Annotated in this window: 16 protein-coding genes and 1 rRNA gene; 2 read left to right on the forward strand and 15 right to left on the reverse strand. The window is 41.3% G+C overall.

Features of this window, described 5'->3' with window-relative positions; genetic code table 11:
* Positions 1–39 precede the first annotated feature (39 nt).
* Positions 40–1,591: ribosomal RNA gene (locus tag ACYH0O_RS20230) — 16S ribosomal RNA — on the reverse strand.
* A 342-nt stretch (positions 1,592–1,933) separates the two neighbouring features.
* Between ACYH0O_RS20230 and ACYH0O_RS20235 the strand changes: the two genes are divergently transcribed.
* Positions 1,934–2,110, forward strand: a complete 177-nt coding sequence (locus tag ACYH0O_RS20235; protein ID WP_187443431.1) for a hypothetical protein — start codon at positions 1,934–1,936, stop codon at positions 2,108–2,110.
* Between the two features lie 64 nt (positions 2,111–2,174).
* Here ACYH0O_RS20235 and ACYH0O_RS20240 read toward each other — a convergent pair whose 3' ends face one another.
* Positions 2,175–2,675, reverse strand: coding sequence for a GNAT family N-acetyltransferase (locus ACYH0O_RS20240; protein WP_482630077.1), 501 nt, complete (start codon positions 2,673–2,675; stop codon positions 2,175–2,177).
* Positions 2,656–3,585, reverse strand: coding sequence for a DMT family transporter (locus tag ACYH0O_RS20245; RefSeq protein ID WP_482630078.1), 930 nt, complete (start codon positions 3,583–3,585; stop codon positions 2,656–2,658). Before ACYH0O_RS20245 ends, ACYH0O_RS20240 begins: the two co-directional genes overlap by 20 nt.
* A gap of 102 nt (positions 3,586–3,687) precedes the next feature.
* On the opposite strand from ACYH0O_RS20245, the gene ACYH0O_RS20250 reads away from it, so the two are divergent.
* Positions 3,688–4,380 carry an MgtC/SapB family protein gene (locus ACYH0O_RS20250; protein ID WP_482630079.1) on the forward strand — a complete coding sequence of 231 codons (693 nt, stop codon included), beginning with the start codon at positions 3,688–3,690 and terminating at the stop codon, positions 4,378–4,380.
* 42 nt (positions 4,381–4,422) lie between these two features.
* On the opposite strand, the gene ACYH0O_RS20255 is transcribed toward ACYH0O_RS20250, so the two are convergent.
* From ACYH0O_RS20255 to ACYH0O_RS20310, 12 genes are all read right to left on the reverse strand, one after another.
* Positions 4,423–5,154, reverse strand: coding sequence for an MgtC/SapB family protein (locus ACYH0O_RS20255; RefSeq protein ID WP_482630080.1), 732 nt, complete (start codon positions 5,152–5,154; stop codon positions 4,423–4,425).
* A gap of 106 nt (positions 5,155–5,260) precedes the next feature.
* Positions 5,261–7,132, reverse strand: coding sequence for a PTS fructose transporter subunit IIABC (locus ACYH0O_RS20260; RefSeq protein WP_482630081.1), 1,872 nt, complete (start codon positions 7,130–7,132; stop codon positions 5,261–5,263).
* Positions 7,133–7,144: 12 nt separating this feature from the next.
* Positions 7,145–8,056, reverse strand: coding sequence for a 1-phosphofructokinase (pfkB, locus tag ACYH0O_RS20265; protein WP_482630082.1), 912 nt, complete (start codon positions 8,054–8,056; stop codon positions 7,145–7,147).
* Complete coding sequence (locus tag ACYH0O_RS20270) at positions 8,053–8,805, reverse strand: DeoR/GlpR family DNA-binding transcription regulator (RefSeq protein WP_482630083.1); 753 nt, start codon at positions 8,803–8,805, stop codon at positions 8,053–8,055. The genes pfkB and ACYH0O_RS20270 overlap by 4 nt, the downstream gene beginning before the upstream one ends.
* 818 nt (positions 8,806–9,623) lie before the next feature.
* On the reverse strand, positions 9,624–11,603 hold the full coding sequence (ltaS, locus tag ACYH0O_RS20275; RefSeq protein ID WP_482630084.1) for a lipoteichoic acid synthase: 1,980 nt from the start codon (positions 11,601–11,603) through the stop codon (positions 9,624–9,626).
* Positions 11,604–12,018: 415 nt separating this feature from the next.
* On the reverse strand, positions 12,019–13,026 hold the full coding sequence (locus tag ACYH0O_RS20280; RefSeq protein ID WP_482630085.1) for an ABC transporter permease: 1,008 nt from the start codon (positions 13,024–13,026) through the stop codon (positions 12,019–12,021).
* 1 nt (position 13,027) lies between these two features.
* Positions 13,028–13,903 (reverse strand): ABC transporter permease subunit, encoded by an 876-nt coding sequence (locus ACYH0O_RS20285; protein WP_482630086.1) that lies wholly within the window; start codon positions 13,901–13,903, stop codon positions 13,028–13,030.
* A gap of 176 nt (positions 13,904–14,079) precedes the next feature.
* Positions 14,080–15,528 carry a C40 family peptidase gene (locus ACYH0O_RS20290; protein ID WP_482630087.1) on the reverse strand — a complete coding sequence of 483 codons (1,449 nt, stop codon included), beginning with the start codon at positions 15,526–15,528 and terminating at the stop codon, positions 14,080–14,082.
* Between the two features lie 151 nt (positions 15,529–15,679).
* Positions 15,680–17,065, reverse strand: coding sequence for a Mur ligase family protein (locus ACYH0O_RS20295; protein ID WP_482630088.1), 1,386 nt, complete (start codon positions 17,063–17,065; stop codon positions 15,680–15,682).
* Positions 17,066–17,086: 21 nt separating this feature from the next.
* Positions 17,087–18,505, reverse strand: a complete 1,419-nt coding sequence (locus ACYH0O_RS20300) for a Mur ligase family protein (RefSeq protein WP_482630089.1) — start codon at positions 18,503–18,505, stop codon at positions 17,087–17,089.
* 21 nt (positions 18,506–18,526) lie between these two features.
* On the reverse strand, positions 18,527–19,921 hold the full coding sequence (locus ACYH0O_RS20305; protein WP_482630090.1) for a UDP-N-acetylmuramoyl-tripeptide--D-alanyl-D-alanine ligase: 1,395 nt from the start codon (positions 19,919–19,921) through the stop codon (positions 18,527–18,529).
* 26 nt (positions 19,922–19,947) lie between these two features.
* Positions 19,948–20,340 carry a GNAT family N-acetyltransferase gene (locus ACYH0O_RS20310; RefSeq protein WP_482630091.1) on the reverse strand — a complete coding sequence of 131 codons (393 nt, stop codon included), beginning with the start codon at positions 20,338–20,340 and terminating at the stop codon, positions 19,948–19,950.
* Positions 20,341–20,465: the final 125 nt, after the last annotated feature.

The following is a 20,465-nucleotide window of genomic DNA, read 5'->3' on the forward strand; positions in this document are numbered from 1 at the left end:
AACTTCGACGTGTCAAACGTTTAGTTAAATCTTCCTTAGAAAGGAGGTGATCCAGCCGCACCTTCCGATACGGCTACCTTGTTACGACTTCACCCCAATCATCTGTCCCACCTTAGGCGGCTGGCTCCAAAAGGTTACCTCACCGACTTCGGGTGTTACAAACTCTCGTGGTGTGACGGGCGGTGTGTACAAGGCCCGGGAACGTATTCACCGCGGCATGCTGATCCGCGATTACTAGCGATTCCAGCTTCATGTAGGCGAGTTGCAGCCTACAATCCGAACTGAGAACGGTTTTATGGGATTGGCTAAACCTCGCGGTCTTGCTGCCCTTTGTACCGTCCATTGTAGCACGTGTGTAGCCCAGGTCATAAGGGGCATGATGATTTGACGTCATCCCCACCTTCCTCCGGTTTGTCACCGGCAGTCATCTTAGAGTGCCCAACTGAATGCTGGCAACTAAGATCAAGGGTTGCGCTCGTTGCGGGACTTAACCCAACATCTCACGACACGAGCTGACGACAACCATGCACCACCTGTCACTCTGTCCCCCGAAGGGGAAAGCCCTATCTCTAGGGTTGTCAGAGGATGTCAAGACCTGGTAAGGTTCTTCGCGTTGCTTCGAATTAAACCACATGCTCCACCGCTTGTGCGGGCCCCCGTCAATTCCTTTGAGTTTCAGTCTTGCGACCGTACTCCCCAGGCGGAGTGCTTAATGCGTTAGCTGCAGCACTAAGGGGCGGAAACCCCCTAACACTTAGCACTCATCGTTTACGGCGTGGACTACCAGGGTATCTAATCCTGTTTGCTCCCCACGCTTTCGCGCCTCAGTGTCAGTTACAGACCAGAAAGTCGCCTTCGCCACTGGTGTTCCTCCAAATATCTACGCATTTCACCGCTACACTTGGAATTCCACTTTCCTCTTCTGCACTCAAGTTCCCCAGTTTCCAATGACCCTCCACGGTTGAGCCGTGGGCTTTCACATCAGACTTAAGAAACCACCTGCGCGCGCTTTACGCCCAATAATTCCGGACAACGCTTGCCACCTACGTATTACCGCGGCTGCTGGCACGTAGTTAGCCGTGGCTTTCTGGTTAGGTACCGTCAAGGTACCGCCCTATTCGAACGGTACTTGTTCTTCCCTAACAACAGAGTTTTACGATCCGAAAACCTTCATCACTCACGCGGCGTTGCTCCGTCAGACTTTCGTCCATTGCGGAAGATTCCCTACTGCTGCCTCCCGTAGGAGTCTGGGCCGTGTCTCAGTCCCAGTGTGGCCGATCACCCTCTCAGGTCGGCTACGCATCGTCGCCTTGGTGAGCCGTTACCTCACCAACTAGCTAATGCGCCGCGGGTCCATCTGTAAGTGATAGCTAAAAGCCACCTTTCAACATTTCCTCATGCGAGGAAATGAGTTATCCGGTATTAGCCCCGGTTTCCCGGAGTTATCCCAGTCTTACAGGCAGGTTACCCACGTGTTACTCACCCGTCCGCCGCTGACTGATGGGAGCAAGCTCCCATCAGTCCGCTCGACTTGCATGTATTAGGCACGCCGCCAGCGTTCGTCCTGAGCCAGGATCAAACTCTCCGATAAAAGTTTGAATAGCTCTTTAAAAATAAATCTAGAATTAACGTTGACGTATTGTCTTGTTTTGTTCAGTTTTCAAGGTTCAAGGCTTGTCCGCTCCGCTCCGAAGCGACTTTACTAATATAACATATCTTCTATTCTCGCGTCAACAACTTTTTTCATTTGTTTTTTTCGAAATGATGTTTGCTGCATCAGCGACGTTTATAAATATAACATGCCGTTAATGTTATTGCAATATATTTTTAAGTGAAACTTTAAAAACTTAATCAATCACTTCTGTTGTTCTGTTTAACAGTAAACCTTCATATACATTATTACTACGCATTCCTGAAAGGAGATTTATTAATCATGCTTTCTAACGTCGCATTATCTCTATCCTTCATCATGGCTGTGTATCTGTTTGCGTATTCATATGTACAAGCTCTTAAGATAAGTGAAAGCACTACACCTGTAAGAGGAATGACCTTCATCTTTTCAGTCGTCATGGCGTTTGTATTTTCTGGTTTTACATACGTATTTTCTTAAAGAGGCTCTGGTAAAGTGAATAAAGTAAAAAGGAGTAAAGGAGCCGTCACTCCTCTACTCCTTTTTACTGCAGTTCCAGCAGCAACCCTTCTTCCTGGTGCGACTCACCACCAATCGTTAATACCTCTTCCTTAATGAGTGTAGGTTTTAAGGCATAATAGAAATGTTTCGATGGATTCTCCTTTAGCACCCAGATCCACATAGAGTTGTATCCTAGTTTTTTAAGACCTGTAGCGGCAATTCCGAAGAGCTCTTTCCCGATGCCTTTACCTTGGTATTCTTCTAGAAGATAAATGGCATACAATTCCCCTTCGTATTCCCCAGAACGCTCTTTCCCAAATGAAACAAAGCCAATGATTTCCCCATCATCTACTTCACATACATACGTATGATGAGATCCGGACAGGATTTGTACCCACTTTTGTTCTCTTTCTTCTATTGATAAAGACTGAAGATATTCTTCTGAAACGATTCCTTTGTACGTCGTTCTCCAGCTATGGACGTGTACGGATGCTAACCCGGGAGAGTCTTGAAGGTTTGCCTTTCTAATGCGGAAGTTCTTCATTCTTTTTCACCTCGTTGACTTTTTGGACCATCTTTTTTAATTTCCTTTCTTCTATTAAGAAGAAGGTAACGCCGATGATAATAACAAGACCTCCAACCACTTGAGTCATCATCACTTTTTCAGCTAAGAGCCAATAAGCAAGGATTGAAGCTCCTATTGGTTCAAAGAGGATGGCCATCGAGATGGTTGAGGTGCTTAACCACTTCAGGGACCAATTGAATAATGAATGACCTAATAGTGTCGGGATAATGGCAAGTAATAGAAAGTAGATCCAATCCTCTCTCGGATATGGCCCAAGGCTTTCGGAACGCATTATGACATATAAGAATAAAACGACTGAGCTTATCGCATAGACCAAGTACGTGTAGGTAATGAGGGATAGCCGTTTCCTTATTGTCTGCCCGAATAACAGGTATCCTGTTACAAGAGCGCACGCCACCAAGGCTAAAATATCTCCCCATAGCGCGCTTCCGCTTATTTTAAAATCTCCCCAGCTTATGATGAAACTCCCACTAACAGCTAAAACCGCCGAGATGATGGCTCTCCCTGTTATTTTTTCTTGAAAGAACAAGTAAGCCCCGATAAAAGCGAATAATGGCTGCAATGTAACGAGTACCGTAGAGCTGGCAACAGAAGTATAATTTAAGGATTCAAACCAGAGTATGAAATGAAAGGCAAGAAAGACCCCGGCTAAAATTGAAAACATCCAATCTCTTAGAGTAATAACTTTCAGTTCCCTCACATACTTTAAGAAAAATACAGGGGACATTAATAAAACTGTGAAAAACAACCGATAAAAGGCCAAAACACCTGCTGGTGCACTCGATACCTTTACCAGGATGGCAGAGGTTGATACTGAGATGACTCCGATTGCGAGTAAAAGGTACGGATTAAACTTCGTGTCCGACATGACAAACCTCCTGATATGTATTCTTTGCTCCTATTTTATAATCAGCATGGTTAAATTACTACATGAATTTTCAGGGATATTCGTTGAACTGGAGGGGGCTTGATGGAACTATTAGATACGACATTTATGATAAAGCTGGGTGTATCTGCGGTATTAGGGTTAATTATTGGGCTGGAGAGAGAATTAAAGCGAAAGCCTGTAGGTTTAAAGACGTCTCTCGTTATATGTATCGTGAGCTGTTTATTAACAATTGTCTCTATTGAGTCTGCTTATATTTCCGAGGGATCGGATAAAGTAAACATCACGATGGATCCATTGCGACTGGCAGCTCAGATTGTTTCAGGGATTGGCTTCTTAGGGGCAGGTGTCATTTTACGAAGAGGAAATGACAGCATTTCCGGGTTAACGACTGCAGCTATGATCTGGGGAGCGGCAGGAATCGGAATTGCTGTTGGAGCGGGCTTCTATATGGAAGCTACAGCAGGTGTGATTCTCTTGATTGTCTCCGTTGAAGTGGTGCCTATTATTATTACGTATTTAGGTCCGAAACGATTGCGGGAAAAAGAGCTGTCCCTACGTGCTACGATTTTGGAAAAACAAGAAATCAAATCGATTATTGAACGAATAAAAGCTGAGGAAATTTCTATTGAAAATATCCGGATCAAAGACTTGAAAAATCAGCAACACCTTCTGGAATTGAAAATCATTGTGGACTTCAGAAAAAAGACGGTAGACATTTACTATACGATTTCAGAAATCGAAGGGATAAAAGATGTAGAAATTGAAAGCTTATAAAAGTTAAGGAATGAGGATGAATGAACACCCTAGTTCCTTAACTTATTTTTTGTGAAGCTGGAATTTTTTCACACACTCTAAATCTTGGACAACTTCCAGTATTTCATTAAACTGAAGGGCACTTGGTGTTAATATAAGAAGGGAATATTTAAAGGCATCCACCCCCTCCATTTTATCTCCTTCTTCAATTTGGTATTGAGTGATCTCGATTCCATGATCATGAAGTGCGTCATTTATAGACGTGATATTACCCTTCCCCTTTTGCACGATCAGACTAAGGAGTAGGAGCTTCTTATGCTTCACTTTTTCCTTGTAAAAGCTTTCCAGGTTGTTCAAGAAAAATAACGTCACGACGATTATCAGTGTTGTAAAGATGGCTAAATAATACATCCCGATGCCGACTACCAACCCTAAGCCTGCAACAACCCAAATACTGGCGGCAGTGGTTAAGCCTCTAACCGTCACACCTCCATGGGCCATAATTGTTCCCGCACCTAGAAAGCCGATTCCGGAAATGACATAGGAAGGAATCCGACTTGGATCAAAACCAACTAATTGAGGGTGTTCGTCTAAAAACGGTTCAAATCCATATAGGGAAACAAGCATTAATAAACAAGAGCCGACACCCACAAGAATATGAGTGCGTAAACCAGCTGGATGATTTTTAAATTCCCTCTCTATACCAATTAAGCCGCTCAGTAGAACGATTAACATAATACGAATAAGAGCAGTGTAAAACTCATCTGGAATCTCCAGAAATTCTATCATCTCCATTGCCTTTCCCCTCCCCATCATCTACCTATACTTTTTACCTGGAATGAACCTTTTAAAACTCAAAAATCAAAAGAACCAGGTGGAGATCACCTGGTTCTTTCATTTATCATTTAATCGGTTTCTTTAATAACCCAACCATCACGGCTGTAATGACAGAACCAATCAGTACTGCTAACAGATATAAGAACGGATTCCCTTCTACTACCGGGAATACGAATAATCCACCGTGGGGGGCAGGTAAACCAATCCCAAAGAACATCGCTAGCGCTCCTGCAACCGCTGAACCTGTCACAATAGAAGGGATGACCCGAAATGGATCGGCTGCAGCAAACGGAATAGCTCCTTCAGTAATAAAAGATGCTCCCATAAAATAAGCCGCGAACCCAGCTTTTCGCTCATTATCATTGAACTTCTTCTTGAATATTGTCGTTGCTAGGGCCAGGCCTAATGGCGGCACCATACCTCCGGCCATAATGGCAGCATGGGGAGCAAGGTTTCCTCCTTCAATCATGGCAATGCCGAAAGTAAAGGCCGCTTTGTTGATCGGACCTCCCATGTCGATTGCCATCATTCCCCCAAGAACAAGTCCGAGTAAAATCAGGTTCCCTGTCCCTAATCCATCCAACCAGTTTTGTATACCCGTGTTGACTGCACTTAGAGGCTCCACCAAGAACTGAAGCATGATGAATCCAGTAATGAAAATTCCCAGTAGCGGATAGATCAATACCGGTTTGATCCCTTCCAATGAAGGAGGGAAATTGTTTGTTAAACGCTTGATTCCGAGAACTACATAACCTGCTAAGAAACCGGCGATAATTCCACCCAAGAATCCACTTTGACCAGTTGCAGCAATCAATCCACCCACCATACCAGGGGCAAATCCAGGTCGATCCGATATACTCATGGCAATGAATCCCGCTAAAACAGGAACCATTAAGTAGAAGGCATTATCTCCGCCGATTTTCATTAACATGGCGGCAAATTCATTGTACTCAGGAGAATCAGGATTGGCTGACTGAATGCCGAATAAGAACGAGATCGCAATCAGGATACCTCCACCTACAACGAATGGAAGCATGTTAGAAACACCATTCATCAGATGCTTGTAAAAGCCTGTCTTTTGTTTTTTCTCAGGACCAGCCCCAGTCTCACCAGATTGCTCTCTACCTTTATATAGAGGAGCATCTTGTTTCATAGCCTGATTCAATAATTCTTCAGGACGTCTAATCGCTTCTGCCACAGGAACTTCAATCACATGCTTTCCTTTAAAACGATTCACTTCCACTTTAGTATCGGCAGCTACGATTATAGCTACGGCATTTTCAATTTCTTCAGAAGTTAAGACGTTCTTTGCTCCACCAGAACCATTCGTCTCTACTTTTAGATTCACACCAATTTCTTTCGCTTTGGCTTTCAAAGCATCTGCCGCCATATACGTATGAGCAATCCCTGTAGGACATGCTGTTACAGCCAGGACCTTTCCTTCGTTTGTGGAAGTTTCAGCAGGAATCTCTTCCTCGTCCTCCCGATCATGAACATTAATAATCTCTAAAACTTCTTCTTTTGATGAAGCATTCACTAACGCTTTGCGGACCTCGGAGTCCATCAGCATAGAAGAAAGACGGCTTAATGCTTCAAGATGTGTTTGATTGGCCCCTTCTGTTGCTGCAATCATGAAGAACAAATGAGCAGGAGCCCCATCGAGAGATTCATAGTCTACTCCTTGTGCTGATTTGCCAAATGCAATCGCAGGTGCTTTAACGGCCGATGTTTTCGCGTGAGGAATGGCGATCCCTTCCCCAATACCCGTTGTACTTTGTGCTTCACGGTTAAGAATCGCTTGCTTGAATTCTTTAGGGTCCTCTAGCTTCCCACTTTTATCTAATACGGAAACCAATTCGTCAATAACGCCAGTTTTTGATATAGAAGTTATATTAATCTGAATTGTATCTTTCGTTAGTAATTCAGTAATTCTCATGTTTGTTCCCCCCTATTTTTTCGTAATCTGAATTTCTTCAAATAAGCTTTCCACTTTTTCCAATGAGCAAAGACCGATTGAATAAGCTGTGGCAGATCCAGCCGAGGTTCCTAAGCGGAATGCATCCTCAATGCTCCAGCCCCTTGATAGTCCCGCAAGAAATCCGGCAACGGTAGAATCTCCTGCACCGACCGAGCTTTGCAACTCTCCACTTGGTACGGAAGAATACAAGGTCTCTTTACCAGTCAGTAAGAGGGCACCCTTTTCCGCCATTGAAACCATCACGTTTTCAATCCCGTAATCTTTCAACTTCTTTCCGTAGTGAACCGCATCATCAACTGACTCAATCTTCACACCAAACATCTCCCCCAGCTCATGATGATTCGGTTTGATCAAGAAGGGATTCAAGGAAAGAACTGGTTGAATCAAGTTCTTCTCGGCATCGATAATCACTTTCGTTCCTTGTTCCTTACATTGTGCAACAATCTGCTGGTAAAATGATTTTGGTACCGATCCAGGTATACTCCCCGCCAGAACGATCATGTCTTCTTCTGTTAATGAAGATATCTGCCCAAGTAACTGTTGTATATGTTCCACGCGAATCGATGGTCCACTACCGTTGATTTCCGTTTCATCATCAGACTTAACCTTTACGTTAATCCGTGAAGCTTCTTCAACTTCTACAAAGTCATTTTGTATTTTTTCTTTCTTTAAAAAATGTTTAATGTACTCACCAGTAAATCCTCCTGCAAATCCAAGAGCAACGCTTTCTACATTCAGTACATGTAAAACACGGGAGACATTGATTCCTTTACCTCCGGGAAATGCACTTTCTTTCTCACTTCGGTTTAGACCGCCTTTTTGAAAGGAGTCAAGTTCCATAATGTAATCGACAGAAGGGTTAAGTGTTAAGGTATATATCATGGTGTCACAACCTTTATCGTAGTTTGTTTCATCATTGCCATGTCATGTTCGCCGTCCAGTGCGTTCGTTATAATAATGGCTTTATCGAGATCCACTATTTTGCTAAAAGCAATTTCTCCAAACTTGGAGTCATCCGTTAAGAACATGGCTTCTCTTGATAATTCAATGGCCATGCGCTTTACTTGAGCCTCCTCGGGATCCGGAGTCGTGAATCCATATTGAGCATGAACCCCGTTCGCCCCCATAAATGCTTTATCAAATCGATACTGGCGTAAGGATTCCATCGCTCCACTTCCGACCATCGCTCTTGTCACCGGCTTTACGTATCCGCCGATCATATACGTTTTAAATCCTTTTTGAATGAGCGCGTCCACATGGGTCAACCCATTGGTCACAACCACAATATCCATTTCCGGAAGATGGTCGATGAGACTCAATGTCGTTGTACCGGCGTCCAAGAAGATGCAATCGCCCTCTTCTACCAGGGAAGCAGCATATTGACCGATGGATTGCTTTTCATGAAAGCTTTTGGATGATTTTTCAGAAACGCTCAATTCCTTCAGTTTCCCTTGAAGCCTCGCAGCCCCACCATGTATACGTTTCAGAAATTTCTCTTGCTCGAGCTGTGTTAAGTCCCGGCGAATCGTTGACTCAGAAGCGTTCGTAACATCCACAATCTCTTGGATTTTTATCGCATCTTTCTCCTTCAATAAGTCTAAGATGATTCGATGTCGTTCCTCCGTTAACATAGCATTCTCCTACTTTCTCCGTTTCTTGTTACTTTCATTATAATGAGAACGGTTACAAAAATCAATCATTTTTAATCAAAAATAATCATTATCTATCATAAAACATTCAAAATCGATCAGATGTTTATCTTTTAATAACAATGTACCTTTGGCAAAGATTGTTGTTTTTTAACCAAAAGTCTGCTTCGGCTCTGTCAATTAGTATGTGTTGGATGGTGAGGGGAACTGCTTCGCTTTCCGCGGACGTTCGGCCGAGCCTCCTCAGCTTCGCTTCCGGGGTCTCGGCACGCCCGTATTTCCGCAGGAGTCTACGCAGTTCCCCTCACCATCTATAAGAGAATTTCGTGACAGAGCTTAAAGGTTACAATAGAAAAGGGATCACTACTCTCTTTACAAGTAGTTATATACCCGGTGAGATAATAGGACATTCTATAGATAAGATTGTTTGAACTTATTTTTTGTCATTCAAGGTCCCATATGCCTTGGGGATTGCTGCTCCATACAAAGACAAACAATACGAGCATTTTGTGTTGATTTTCTATACGTTTATTTGCAGTAAGAATGTAATAGCACAGAGTGGATTGTAGCGGAAGGCACTTGACTCCTGCGGGAGATAGAGGAAAGGTCGAGACCCCGCAGGGCAATGCCCGAGGAGGCTTGACTTCCTCCCCAGGGAATCTTGTGCCTGGAGCGGAAAGGAACGGTCCATGTTTTTCTCTGTGTAAATAGCAACAATGTTTACGAAAGAGTAAACAACAAAAAAAACAAGCTCCATCTCACCAAAATAGGTGGATGGAGCTTGCTTAAAGTTACTTATTTTATTCGTGGTTTTCTTCTTGTGAAGCTTCAGGATCTTCTGAGCTCTTTGGATTTGGATTATTATACTGATAATCTGAACGATCTATCGGTTTATATCCTTCAGGTTTATAGAAGCGAAGTAGATCTTCATAAACCACTTTATCGGAAAGCTCTAAACGCTTGTTTGCTTCCTTACTTGCTTCTTCACATGAATTATTTCCTTCTTCTACAGGTTGACCTGTTTCGTTATCGTAGCAGACTCCTTTAATTTCAGAGTACTTATCTGTAATGACATCACCATTACGGAAAGGTACGATTTGCTTTCGCTCTTCAGAAAGCAGGTCCTGACCAAAGCTTAGATAATCTTTTGTCTCTTCTCCAAGAAGGTGCATAATTGTAGGGCGAAGATCAATCTGTCCGCCATACGTATTGTTAACTCCACCTTCTGCACCAGAGTTAAGAATGAACAATGGCACTCGTTGGAGCTGAGCACTTTCGAAATTATCCACTTCTTTACCCAGTACCTCAGACATCGCTTTATTATGGTTATCAGAAATACCATAGTGATCACCATAAAGAACAATCATTGTATTATCATATAAACCTTTTTCTTTTAAATCGTTCACAAAGTCTTCCAATACTTGATCCATGTAATGTGACGTTTGGAAATATCGGTCCACTACACCGTTACCTGTTTCACCCTGAGGGAAATTAGCATCTTCCTCGTGGCGGTCAAACGGGAAGTGATTGGATAACGTAATGAATTTTGTGTAAAAGGGTTGTTTTAAGCTTTCCAGCATCGGAATTGAATCTTCGAAGAACGGTTTATCCTTTAACCCATAAGGAAGCTGTTCTTCTGGATTACTCATATCATAATACGTTGCATCGAAAAATTCGTCATACCCCATTGAACGGTACATCTCAGAACGGTTCCAGAATGTTTTGTAGTTACCGTGGAATACCGCTGAAGTATATCCTTTTCCCTTTAGAATCGAAGGAGCTGATTGATACGTGTTGTTAGCATGTGTCATGAATACAGCACCTTGGGGAAGAGGGAATAATGAGTTTTCAATAATAAACTCAGAATCAGATGTTTTCCCTTGACCTGTTTGATGGAAGAAGTTATCAAAGTACATAGCTTCTTTACTATCCACTAAAGAGTTCAAGAATGGTGTAACTTCCTCTCCATTTAACTCTCTGCCAATCATAAATGTTTGCAGGGATTCCATGGAGATGTAGATAACGTTTTTCCCTTTTGCTTTACCAAAGTATTCAGGATTTGGCTCTACTTTATTTGCTTTTACGTAATTTTCAACTTCTGAAACTTCATTACTGTCGGCCATAGCACGTTTTGCAGACGTTTTAGAGTTTTGAACAATATCATAAATCGTAAAGTTGTGAGTTCCAAGATACTTCACCAGATAGTTACGGTCAAAACTACGAGTCAATAATTCAGGACGATCAATGTTAGCTAACCCTAAGTTCAATAAGAACACAAGGACTGCAGATGTCATGACCGCAAATACTGAACGGAAACGCAATTTCTCTTGCGGCTTAACTTTCTTAAGAACCATTAATCCAATAATAATGAATAGATCTAAGAAATATAAAATATCAAGCGGACTGATTAACTCAAGTGCACTGCCACCAAGACCGTTATTTGTTTTAGCCTGTAAAATAACAGGTACTGTAATAAAGTCATTAAAGAATCGGTAATACACGACGTTTGCGTATAAAACGAAGGACATTAACAAATTAATAACGATAAACGCAATATATCGCCCTTTGCCTTTCCAGAATAATGCGAAGGCAAAGAATAATAGTGCAGAACTTAATGGGTTAAAAAATAAAAGAAAATGCTGAAGCGCATTTTGTATTCCCAGGTTAAATTCTGCTAAATATACGGCATAAGTCTTAATCCAAAATAGTATAACGACTGTAAAGAAGAACGATAACTTCCCAGTACGCATATCATCAAACTGTCTTTTAAAGAAGTTCATGCTTCATCACCTTTTTAATTAGAATTTATTTAAAACATGTATGACTGAAAATTTATTAAGAATTTGTTTAGCAAATGTAAATTCATTTGAATCAACAACGAGTATTATAACAAAAAATAATTTCATGTGTATAACAATTTGTTGTGAATCGTAACAAAAATATTTCATGAAAATTCGACATTCCGTAACAAACAAGGCAGGAAAGCTTGAGCTGTCAAGGCTTTATCCATTTTGAACGATTCGTGAACAACCCATACTTTCCCAATCTTGTGGATATATATACTAGAAATGTTAATAATGTCTCAGATTGTTTACTCAGTGTAAACTTATTCCCCGAAATACTCTTATACAAACCTAAATGCACTATGAATTTTTTACCATGTTTTCTTCCTCTATTATTATGCAACAAACCTTACTACATTTTTATCTTTTCAAAGTCAGCCTGCACCGGTGCATTTTTTCTTTCATTAAAGGGGTGAAAGGCAGCTTTGAATTTCCTTTTATAATACGAGTGACCGCTCGTTGCCTGGACATACCCCTCTATCATCAATGAAACAGAGAGCATTGTGGCAGAAAAGAATAGAATCGGTGTCAGTGGAACCCATGGTGCTCCTTGAAGGTATCTGAAGGAATCCCCGATCAGCCCCGACCATTCGTAGGTGATGGATCTTGGAGGGTCTTTGATCATTTGATAGTCCACAGCAGTTCCCCCGAGGAAAAGGGTCAGTAATCCTAAATGAATAAAGATGATCAGGGTCTGCATGAATTGCTGTCCAAATACGATCACAAGCTTTTCTTTCATTCCGGGTAAAATATGTTTGAAAATGATCCGCCATTTTCCCGCTCCAAGTGTTTTCGCACTCATGATGAATTCCTGTTTGTAGAGTATAGAGACTTCATTGCCAAAAAGAGCTGACAATATGGGCACAATAAGGAAGGTCAAAATCAGTATTTCAATGATGAAGCGTTCTACGATAGAATTAGGAAACCCATCAAATGGTTCCCAAAGAATCGGTTCCAACAAAAAATAGGCAAGAATCGTTAAGGGGATGTAATGGAAGGAATCGATCCAGCCATTGATGTATTTCTTATACTTCACAAGAAATGTCCCGAGAATGAGTCCGATCGGGATCGCTAATAATACTCGTAGAAAGGCAATCACTAATGCGGTTAAAATCGTGTACTTTGCTCCGATGATGATTTTACCGACCATATCAAGCCCCTGTGGATCGGTTCCAAATGGAAATAGCCATTTGGGTGAAATCGGGGAGGATTCCACGACAACACCATCAACACTAATGAAATACAATCTTCTTACTTCATTCCCCCACACCAACGAATACATAAAGCTGGCCACGAGCATGAGGGCAATAAACGTAAACCCGATAAGAAATAATGGATTTTTCCACACACTTTTCTTCATATTATATTTTCTCTCCCTTATTCGCTTTTTTAGAGAGAACAATTTCTCCCACCGTGTAGAAGACAAACAAAGGAATGAAAATGGAAAGAACTGCAATCGTAAACATTTTCGGTTGCAAAGTCGACATTAAGAAGCGGGTTATTCCGGAGATATTGAAAATCAGTTCCAGAACAAATAAATTAGAGAGCATAAACCAGATGGTCTTTTTTGACTGAAAGAACACGGAGATAACCGCATTCCTTAAAATATGAAAGGTCAAAATCACCAGTTTCCCGAGTCCAATGGATCGTGCCAATGTGACATAGTCTTTTCTTTCTTCAGTCTCAAATGAATGAATAGAAATCCTGAACAACTGAACTGTTGGCAAAATCGTCAATACAAGGACAGGAAGTAGGAATGCGCGTTCATTGCCGACTGAGGCAATTTCAAAAAACAGGATGTCAGTTTGCTTATACAGGGAGAGTACAAACAACTGTGAAAGCAAAATTACCAGAACATCAGGCACCGATTCGAACAAATAAAAGATGAACTTGATCCGGTCTCTGTTTTTTTGAGAAAACAACATGGTGAGGATCGTGAGGAGAATACTTAAGGAGCTGGCCAAAAGAAAGGCAGAAAACAACACGAGTAACGAATAGGTGATCGGCTCCCAAAAATAAGGAAACAAGTCGCGTTCCCTTTGGCCCCCGATAATGACATATGTTAAATCCCCCGGGTGAAACAGGGCAAACACGATTTCCTTAATGGACTGCCAATATGCCTGCAACCTTAATTCACGATGGCCTATGCCGGAAAGGAGAACGGGCAGTCCGCCTATAAAAATAATGCCTACTATAGAGAAGAAAAATTTAAGTAAAATACCGCCAATACCCCTCAATGGATTGTCCTCCTGTTGGATTATTATTTTTAATAGTATCATAGATCACCGATTTATATACATATTTTTCCTATTTAAAAAAACAAAAAAATGACCGAAATCCTTTAAAGGACTCCGGTCATTTTAGATTTAGACTTTGGAAAAGCTCTTGGAACACAAACTTTTCGAAGCTTTTGCTATTGAATAATTCTGCGGGCAGTTACGTAATTTTCTTGATACCAGCTTCTATCCAGGTTTCGCTTAACTACCCCCACGCTTTTGCCGGCAGACATGATTACTTCATTGTTGCCTACGTAGATCGCGGTGTTAACAATTTTTCCATTACTTGAAGAATTCGAGAAGAACACTAAATCGCCTTTCTCCAATTGGGATTTGCTGACGCTTTTGCCTTTTGTTGCTTGACCTGCTGCCGTTTTATCCTGAAGATCGATTCCGTTCTGTTTAAAGACATAATAAGCAAGTCCCGCACTGTTGAAGCTCATTGTACTTTCATCATAAGAATACCCATATTGAGCCTTACCCATTAGATCTTCAGCCAGGCTTGATACTTCTGTGCCTTTATCTTGAGCAGGGGCAGGCTTGTCTTCCGTGTTCTCCGGTTTTTCCTCAGGTTGAACATCAGTCTCTGTTTCAGGTTTTTCCTGAGGGACAGAAGGTGCTTCAGGTTCTGTCGTTTCAGGTTGATCTTCTGTATCGGCCGCTTTCACATCAATCACCCGGCGAGCTGTAACATAATGTTCGTCGTAGTAGCCGTTAAGAATAACACTCTTCTTGATTCCTGATTGAGAACCGGCAGCGTGGACGATTTGATCATTCCCGGCATAAACACCTACATGAACAATCTTTCCGTTACTTGAATTATTTGAAAGGAACACAAGGTCACCTTTTTGAAGGTCTTGACGTTTAACCGGTTCACCCAGTTTTGATTGTTCACTGGCTGTTTTTGATTTAAGATCGATTCCTACTTGCTTAAACGAATAATAAGTCATTCCTGCACCATTGAATGTCAAGGTTTCTTCATTATAAGGCGTGCCATAGGAAGCTTTTCCAATTAAACCTTCCGCAATTTCAACTACCTTTTCTCCAGTTGAGGAAGCTGCTTGATCAAACATAAAGGAAGGAAGTACACGGCGTGCTGTTTTATAGTTTTTCTGATAATATTCTTTTCCGTCTAAGTCTGAGATAAGAATATCATTCTCTTCGTCTGCCATATGAATGATCTTGTTATCGCCTATATATATTCCATTATGAGTCACAGGATCATTATCATTCGGATTTGAGTCAAAGAAAACAATGTCTCCCTTTTGAAGCTGATCCTTTGGTACATACTCACCTAATTGAGCCTGTACGTTTGTATCTCTTGTTGCAAGGTCGATACCGTTCTGTTTGAAGGCATAGTAAATGAATCCACTGCAGCCAAATTGATGTGGCGGATTATAAACATACCTTTCGTATGTCGCTTTACCTATTAAACTTTTTGCAGTCGATATGATATTATCAGCTTTCTGCTCTACCTCAGCTTGTTGGGGAGCTGTTGCTGCATTTGCTTGCTGCACAAGCGGAATAGACACAGAGCTGAACGTCAAAGCAACTGTGCAAACCGCTGTTGTCATTAATTTCTTCATGTTTCTACCTCCTGTGAATAAAGTGAAATTTTCTAATAATTATCCACAGAAAGTATAACATTGATTTTCACCCAAAAATGGATGTAATAATTGCCAAGGAAGCATTGTAATACATACAGGGGTAAGTGAATAGGTCTTTGTTCCCACCCGTTTATTCTTTCATTTTAAAAGACCTAGCAAGCCCTATTAATTCTGTATCCATCATAGAACCCTTAACTAAAAGAATGGTTTTTTCATCTAGCAGACTTTCAACATACTCCTTTACAAGAACGACAGAAGCCGTTGTATACACTCTTCCTTTAAACCCATATTTTTTCGCCTGATTTGCTAAATGCATTGTATTTTCCCCGACTGCAATTAAGATATCGATTTTTGTAGAGGCAATTAATTTTCCTAAATCATGATAAATTTCCCTTACATGACTTCCTAAATAGGCAATATCTCCTAATAACAAAGCGTTTGTTTTATTATTTCCCAGAGTTTCCAATACTTGAATGGCTGCTGCGACTGATGTGGGATTTGAACTCCACGTGTCATCGATGATCATAGAGGCATTGATGCCCTCTTCAACCTGGAGATGCCGTTCCAGATTTTCAAAAGCCTTCAATCGTATCACTGCCTTCGTAAGGTTCAACCCGATTTTATGGGCTGCTGCAAGAGCAAACAGCGCATTGTAAATCTGATGCTCACCATATCCCGGTAAATAGGTTCTATAAGTCTTCTCTTTATGGTGCAAAGTAAATGACATTCCGTTCTTTTTGTAAACGATATCACTTGCCCTATAATCAGCACTTTCACTTTTTCCACAATAAATGATATCTCCGGTGAAACCTGTGAGAGATATTTTTTTTGTGTTTTCATCCTCGCTGTTTAGGATAAGAGTGCCACCTTTCCTTACTCCTGATACGATCTCGGATTTTGCTTTAATATATCCGTTTAACGTCCTGCACTTATCCAAATGATCGACACCGATCGTCGTAATGATTCCAATCGTGGGCTGAAACACCTTGCAATGATAGTGAAGATTGCCCGGACCGTTCAGACCCGTTTCAAATACGGCAACATCTGTATTTTCATCGATTCCCATGAGATATTGGAAGGATTTCCTGGTGGAATTCCTGCTTCTGATGGTGGATTGAATGGAGTGTGTGGAGGATAAAAGGTGGGAAAGCATTTCTTTGGTAGTGGTTTTTCCACATGTACCTGTAACCGCGACGATCGGCAGTTCAAATAAATGCCGGTAATACCGGGTAAAAGCCCAGTAGGCGTCATCTGCATTTTGGACCCTTATCATACCGGCAGCTTCTATATCCTTCAGTTCTTCATCGCTTTTATCGGTTACGATGACATAAGGCGAATATCTTTTCACCTTATCAATGTGAAAGGCTTTGCGTTTCTTTAAAAAAATTAACGTATGTTTCTCTTTTATTCTGTGTAAATGTAAAACCATTGCATCCTTCACGATGAAATTTTCATCCCCGTATATGAGCTCTCCGTTCATCACACCGATCAATTCTTTCAGTGGCAGAGGTTTCATTGTCTCACTCCTGTCCTAAGGTTATCGTTCATCATGATGCTTCCTTTCCATTTCACCTTTCTTGATAATTTGTTCTTTAAGGCCCATTAGATCAATATCTGTATTTGAACACTTAAACAAACATAAACTATCAGGCGATAATAAAGAGCTGACCTTTTGATAGACGTCATGTATATTTAAATATGGGTATACTTGGATGTGCGTGTTTTTTTGTGTTACTCTTTCAGCAACTCTTTTAGCGTTATGTCCATAGGTGATCAGAACATCTATGTCTTGTTCCGAGATCATCTCCCCAACTTCTAAATGTGTTTTTATCGTATGATCTCCCAAGCGGCCGATATCTCCAATCAACACAATCTTCTTCTGGTTGTACGCAATGGATTGCAGAACTTTCAATGCTTCTTTTAATGCCCCGGGAGTTAAACTCCATGAATCATCAATGATGGTAGAATCATTGATCCCCTGCTTCACTTGTAAGTGTTTTTCCAGTACATTTAACGATTGTAATGCGTTGATGGCATTGGTGATATCCACACCAACATCCAGTACAGCCCCTATAGCTGCCAATGCATTATAAGCCTGATGCTCACCGAGACAAGGCAGAACCACGGGATATTGTTTATATTCATAAGTGACCGTGAATTTGGTTTGACTTGAATCCATTTTAATATTAGTAGCTCTCAAATCTGCCACTTCAGATTTCCCAAAGGAAACCAGCTTCCCCTTATAGTCTTTTAATGGAAGTGTTGCTATATTTTCATCGTCTCCATTTACCAGTAAAGTCCCTTTATTCTTTAAACCCTCAATAATTTCTCCCTTTGCCATAGCATAATTTTCCAACGTTTTACATTTATCCAAATGAAAAATTCCTATGTTCGTGATGATTCCGATGGTAGGCTGGAAAATATCACAATGATATCGAAGATTCCCGGGAGCCCCCAAGCCGGTTTCGAATACACCTACTTCTGTATTCTCATCGATTCCCATCAGATATTCGAAGGACTTCCTGGGCGCATTTCTGCTTCTTACAGTGGACTGAACGGAATACTGCTTTTTCAAAATATGAACAATCATGTCCTTTGTCGTTGTTTTACCATTCGTTCCAGTAATGGCAATAACGGGAATGCTGAATAAGCTTCTATAAAATTCAGCAAATGCAAATATGGCCTTTCTGATATTTTCCACCTCAATCACCGCAAAGGCTTCCTGATATTTCTCCCTGCTATTCCTTGCATCACTAATGATGACAAAGGGTTCCAGATGTTGTATTTTTTCATAGTTGAATGGCTTCCTTCTATCTAAAAAGATCATTGTGTGGCTCTGAATGATGGGATGGAGATGATAAATGACTGCGTCTTTCACCACTACATCCTTTGAACCATGAACCAAGCGCCCTCCCACCACCTCTATTACTTCCTTTAGTTGTAAACGTTTCACCATTCACCCCTCCCTTTTCCATTCTTACTCAGATTCCATCAAGCGTTTTCTTAATCTCATCAAGGGTCTACTGCCGGCCCGGCACTTCACCAACACGTATGTGTCTTCATCAAGATGATTCAAAATCGTTTTATCCATCCCTTTTATACTGGTAAAAGGATACACGATGATATCTTGACTCTCCTTTGCTGCCTGCTCCGCTATATACTGCGCTTTCTTTCCATACGTGATCAGGACATCAATGCCATATTCCACCACGTATTTTCCGATTTGCTTGTGTACATCCTTTGTTTCTGCGCCAAGCCTTTCGATATTTCCAAGAAGAGCAACCCGTTTCTTACCTTTTCCGATAATAGAAAGTGTTTTAATAGCTTCTCTTAAAGAGGTAGGGTTGACGTTCCACGTATCATCGATGATGGTAGAACCTTTCCGTCCTTTACGCAGTTCAAAATGTCTTTCAATATTTTTAAAGCTACTTAACCTTCTGATTCCCATTTCAATGTCTTCCCCGAGCTCCATCGCTGCCCGTAAAGCAGCCAATCCATTGTAGACGTGATGCTCCCCGATTTCAGGGATAAAGGCAGGGTATTCTTTGCCGTTTGCCTGTAAGGTGAAACGGGTTCCTTCTTCACTGATGGATATTGAGGTTCCCCTGAAGTCGGAATGCTTATGGATACTGAAATAATGAACGGTTCCTTTATACTCCTCCAAGCTGATTTTAGAAATGTTCGGATCATCTGCATTGAGCAATAGGGTGCCTTTATTCTGCAGTCCTTCAAGCATTTCCGCTTTTGCTGCAAGGTATCCTTCGAAGGTCTTGCAACGATCAAGATGGTAACTTCCGATGTTGGTAATGACCCCTATGTCCGGTTGATAAACGTTACAGTGATAGCGTAGATCACCCGGTCCGCCCAAGCCTGTTTCGAATATCCCGAAGTCTGTGCTTTCATTTATCTTCATCAGGTATTCAAAAGACCTATGGGGGGCGTTATCATTCCACTCCGTTGAAGTAACAGAATGATTCTCCTCCATAATATGTGTGAGCATCTCCCGGGTCGTTGTTTTCCCGCATGTCCCCGTGATGGCAACAATCGGGAGTGAGCATATTTTCCGGTAGTAACGTACAAACTCCATAAAGGCTTCTCTTACATTTCTCACTTGGATGATGGTCAATCTCTCCTCCCCGTTTACAGCATCTTGATCATGATCTGTTATCACGGCACAAGGAGCATTTCTGATCATCCTCTTCCATTTTTTCTCATTGATCGCCTTCCTTTTATCCATGAAAACCAGTGTATGACTCCTCTTTAACTTATGCTGATGGAATATGATCGCATCATGGATATCCATATTTTCTGAACCACTTACCAGTCTTCCATTCAACAGCCTTCTAATATCCGTTAATTTCAGCGTAATCATTTCGTTCCTCCTGCTCATCTAGTAATCTAATCTACAAACATCAAAACATCTGTATATTTCCTTGACCTGCTTTCTATTTTCTTAAAACCGTAAGATAAGAAGCACTCTAAAGACATTTTCGTACAGGAAGCTTTAATCTTTCTCACATTGAATTTCTTCACGTAGTTCAATCTCGTTTCAAAAAGTTTTCGATAGATGCCTCTCCGTCTGTATTCCCCCCGTACATAATCACTTTTAAATACCGCTTTTCCATGCTTCTCTCTTATATAACAAGAAACAAAGCCAGCCATCTCTCCATCCACTATTGCACAAAACCACACGGAGCCCGGTACGTCATTAACCCTCATTCCATCTTTACCAGCAAGTAGAATGAGAGGCTCCAGCTCCTTAAATGTAGATGTCTCAATCGATATATTCATGGGGATGCACCTCTTTCTAATCTGTTAATCCACTTATATGTATTAGTGTATGTACAAGTTTTCACTGAGGAAACGGCTAAAGGCTATTTATATAAGGCTGTTATCACAAGATGCTGTCCCTGATG

The organism is Rossellomorea sp. H136, from assembly GCF_056838065.1.

Excerpts from the sequence above, each read along its gene's own strand:
- ACYH0O_RS20295 (WP_482630088.1), bottom strand. The coding sequence starts at position 17,065 with ATGAAACCTCTGCCACTGAAAGAATTGATCGGTGTGATGAACGGAGAG.
- ACYH0O_RS20305 (WP_482630090.1), bottom strand. The coding sequence starts at position 19,921 with ATGATTACGCTGAAATTAACGGATATTAGAAGGCTGTTGAATGGAAGA.
- pfkB (WP_482630082.1), bottom strand. The coding sequence starts at position 8,056 with ATGATATATACCTTAACACTTAACCCTTCTGTCGATTACATTATGGAA.
- ACYH0O_RS20235 (WP_187443431.1), top strand. The coding sequence starts at position 1,934 with ATGCTTTCTAACGTCGCATTATCTCTATCCTTCATCATGGCTGTGTAT.
- ACYH0O_RS20255 (WP_482630080.1), bottom strand. The coding sequence starts at position 5,154 with ATGGAGATGATAGAATTTCTGGAGATTCCAGATGAGTTTTACACTGCT.
- ACYH0O_RS20270 (WP_482630083.1), bottom strand. The coding sequence starts at position 8,805 with ATGTTAACGGAGGAACGACATCGAATCATCTTAGACTTATTGAAGGAG.
- ACYH0O_RS20300 (WP_482630089.1), bottom strand. The coding sequence starts at position 18,505 with ATGGTGAAACGTTTACAACTAAAGGAAGTAATAGAGGTGGTGGGAGGG.
- ACYH0O_RS20245 (WP_482630078.1), bottom strand. The coding sequence starts at position 3,585 with ATGTCGGACACGAAGTTTAATCCGTACCTTTTACTCGCAATCGGAGTC.
- ACYH0O_RS20310 (WP_482630091.1), bottom strand. The coding sequence starts at position 20,340 with ATGAATATATCGATTGAGACATCTACATTTAAGGAGCTGGAGCCTCTC.
- ACYH0O_RS20280 (WP_482630085.1), bottom strand. The coding sequence starts at position 13,026 with ATGAAGAAAAGTGTGTGGAAAAATCCATTATTTCTTATCGGGTTTACG.
- ltaS (WP_482630084.1), bottom strand. The coding sequence starts at position 11,603 with ATGAACTTCTTTAAAAGACAGTTTGATGATATGCGTACTGGGAAGTTA.
- ACYH0O_RS20260 (WP_482630081.1), bottom strand. The coding sequence starts at position 7,132 with ATGAGAATTACTGAATTACTAACGAAAGATACAATTCAGATTAATATA.
- ACYH0O_RS20250 (WP_482630079.1), top strand. The coding sequence starts at position 3,688 with ATGGAACTATTAGATACGACATTTATGATAAAGCTGGGTGTATCTGCG.
- ACYH0O_RS20240 (WP_482630077.1), bottom strand. The coding sequence starts at position 2,675 with ATGAAGAACTTCCGCATTAGAAAGGCAAACCTTCAAGACTCTCCCGGG.
- ACYH0O_RS20290 (WP_482630087.1), bottom strand. The coding sequence starts at position 15,528 with ATGAAGAAATTAATGACAACAGCGGTTTGCACAGTTGCTTTGACGTTC.